Annotated in this window: 3 protein-coding genes; 2 read left to right on the forward strand and 1 reads right to left on the reverse strand. The window is 72.3% G+C overall.

The annotated features are described in order from the left end of the window. Positions 1-45: 45 nt before the first annotated feature. The gene (locus ACFU74_RS36830; RefSeq protein ID WP_380764498.1) at positions 46-1,698 is read right to left on the reverse strand and encodes a cytochrome bc complex cytochrome b subunit; all 1,653 of its coding nucleotides are present in this window, start codon (positions 1,696-1,698) and stop codon (positions 46-48) included. Positions 1,699-2,072: 374 nt separating this feature from the next. On the opposite strand from ACFU74_RS36830, the gene ACFU74_RS36835 reads away from it, so the two are divergent. Next, positions 2,073-2,417, forward strand: coding sequence for a hypothetical protein (locus ACFU74_RS36835; protein ID WP_380764499.1), 345 nt, complete (start codon positions 2,073-2,075; stop codon positions 2,415-2,417). Between the two features lie 103 nt (positions 2,418-2,520). Continuing rightward, positions 2,521-2,850 (forward strand): ArsR/SmtB family transcription factor, encoded by a 330-nt coding sequence (locus ACFU74_RS36840; RefSeq protein WP_380764500.1) that lies wholly within the window; start codon positions 2,521-2,523, stop codon positions 2,848-2,850. The last annotated feature ends 3 nt before the right edge of the window (positions 2,851-2,853 follow it).

A 2,853-nucleotide genomic window follows, 5' to 3' on the forward strand; every position in this document is an offset into this window, starting at 1 on the left:
CACCCCTCGGGTGCGCGGCGGGCCCGTGCGCGCGGTGCGCGGCCGTCAGTGGTGGCCGTGGCCGCTGGTGACCTCCTGGTGCTCCTCGGCGGTCGGCTTGGCGATCTGGGCGCCCTCGCCGTAGAAGCCGCGGGAGAGCTTGGCCCGGGCGCGCTTCCAGACCGACACCTTGCGGGCGACCCCGTTCTCGTCGACCTCGGGCGGCAGCACGACCGGCTGCGGCTGGTCGTGCGAGGTGAGCGTGTAGAGCCGGTCCTGCGGCAGCGGCGCGTGCACCTCGACGAACTCGCCGTGCTGGAGCCGCTTGATGACGCCGGTCTCGCGCCCGTGCAGCACCTTCTCCCGGTCCCGGCGCTGGAGGCCCAGGCACCAGCGCTTGGTGATCACGAAGGCGATCACCGGGCCGACGAAGAAGCCGATCCGGGCCGCGATGGTGATCGCGTTGATCGACAGGTGGAAGTGGGTGGCGAGCAGGTCGTTGCCGCCGGCGGCGAGCAGGATCAGGTAGAGGGTGATCCAGGCGGCGCCGAAGGCGGTGCGCACCGGCGCGTTGCGCGGCCGCTCGGCGATGTGGTGCTCGCGCTTGTCCCCGGTGATCCAGCCCTCCAGGAACGGGTAGGCCCAGATCGCCACCAGGACCAGCGGGAAGATCATCAGCGGCACGAAGACGCCCATCACGAGCGTGTGGCCCCACAGGCCGATCTCCCAGCCCGGCATGATCCGGATCAGGCCCTCGGAGAAGCCCATGTACCAGTCCGGCTGGGCGTCGGTGGACACCTGGTCGGGCCGGTAGGGGCCGTACGCCCAGATCGGGTTGACGGTGGCGATCGCGGCCATCGCCGAGACCACGCCGAAGACCAGGAAGAAGAAGCCGCCGGCCTTGGCCATGTAGACCGGCATCAGCGGCATGCCGACCACGTTGTCGTTGGTCCGGCCGGGCCCGGCGAACTGGGTGTGCTTGTGGTAGAAGACCAGGATCAGGTGGGCGACCAGCAGGCCCAGCATGATGCCCGGGATCAGCAGGACGTGCACGGTGAAGAGCCGCGGCACGATGATCGTGCCCGGGAACTGGCCTCCGAACATGAACATCTCGAAGTACGTTCCGACGATCGGCACGGCGAGCACCGCGCCCTCCATGAACCGGATGCCGGTGCCGGAGAGCAGGTCGTCGGGCAGCGAGTAGCCCATGAATCCGTCGAACATGCCGAGGATCAGCAGGCCCGCGCCGAACAGCCAGTTGATCTCGCGGGGCTTGCGGAACGCGCCGGTGAAGAAGACCCGGAACATGTGGGTGAACATGCCGGCCACGAAGACGATCGCGGACCAGTGGTGGATCTGGCGGATCAGCAGGCCGCCGCGGATCTCGAAGCTGATGTTCAGCGTGGAGGCGTAGGCCTCCGACATCCGGATGCCCTTGAGCGGGATGTAGCTGCCCTCGTAGGTCACCTCGCCCATCGACGGGACGAAGAAGAAGGTCAGCCAGACGCCGGTCAGGATGATGATCAGAAAGGTGTAGAGGCAGATCTCGCCCAGCATGAAGGACCAGTGGTCCGGGAAGATCTTGCGCAGGTTGGACTTGGACAGGGCGTAGATGCCGAGGCGTCCGTCGGTCCAGTCGGCGAGGGCCTCGGCCTTGTTGGCGGGCGCCGCGCGGGTGCTGGTGGCCGGTCCCGGGCTCGGCTGCTGCTCGGCTCTCACGACGGGCTCCCCGGCGTCCGCCGCGGCACGTCCTGGGCGCCCGGCCGCGAGACGGCCGGCCGATGGAGTGATGTGATCATCGGACCTCTCGATACGGGGGTGCCGGGCAGGCCGGCGCGCGGATCCGGCGACCCGCCGCCCCGTTGCTCAAAGTGATGGAGCGCTTACTCTGTCATGCTGTCGGGAGCGCGCCGACTGTGCACGTCCATCGGCCCGTCCGGCCGCTCGTGTCGGCCCGTCCGGGGGTCCGCAGCCCCGGTCCGGGGCCCGGCCGCGGCGCCGATGCTGCGCTCGGGTGCTGTTGGCGGCGCGGCGAAGCGTTTCGGCGCGCGCCGCGGCGGGGGAGGGTGCGGGAGCGGGCCTACGCTGCGCCAATGGTGGAACACCGGGAACTCTTCGAGGACGTGACAGCCGACCTGGCCAGGGCCGGCTTCGACACCGGACGCGGGCCCACCGGCCTGCGGATCGACCGGGGCCCGCAGGGGGTGGTGATCGGCTGGCCGCCCACCGACGGCCCGGCCGGCGACCCGCCCGCCGAGGGCATCAGGGCGGCGGTCACCGGCACCGTCGCGGTGGTGCTGCGCGACGCGGGCTACTGGGTGGCGGAGGTGGGGGCCGACGAACTGGTCGTCACCGGCGGTCCCGTCCGGGCCGTCACCGCGCCGGACGGGCCGGAGGGGGCGGAGTCGGCCGCCGTCCCCGAACAGTGGTGGGGCTGAGCCCGCCGGCCGGCCGCCGGATTGCCGCTGCTCCCGGCCACGTGCAACCATGAGGTTGCAGCCTGCCGGTTGCAACCGCCGGCGACGGACGAGGAGCAGCCCCATGGACGACAGCGCGACGGCCGGCCGCAGCGCCGGCGGCGAGACGGTCGACGGTGTGCTCGGCGCCCTCGCCGATCCGACCCGCCGCCGGCTGCTCGACCTGCTCGCCGCCCAGGGGGAGGCCACCGCGACCACCCTCGCCGGGCGGCTCCCGGTCTCCCGGCAGGCCGTCGTCAAGCACCTCGCGGTACTGGACGCCGCCGGGCTGGTCGCCGGGCACCGGGCCGGGCGCGAGGTGCGCTACGCCGTCCGCCCGGCCGCCCTGGCCGACACGGCCCGCTGGATGGCCGGCCTCGCGGCCGACTGGGACCGGCGCCCGGCCCGGGTCTAGCGC

Source organism: Kitasatospora sp. NPDC057500, from assembly GCF_042802195.1.
Classification (GTDB): domain Bacteria; phylum Actinomycetota; class Actinomycetes; order Streptomycetales; family Streptomycetaceae; genus Kitasatospora.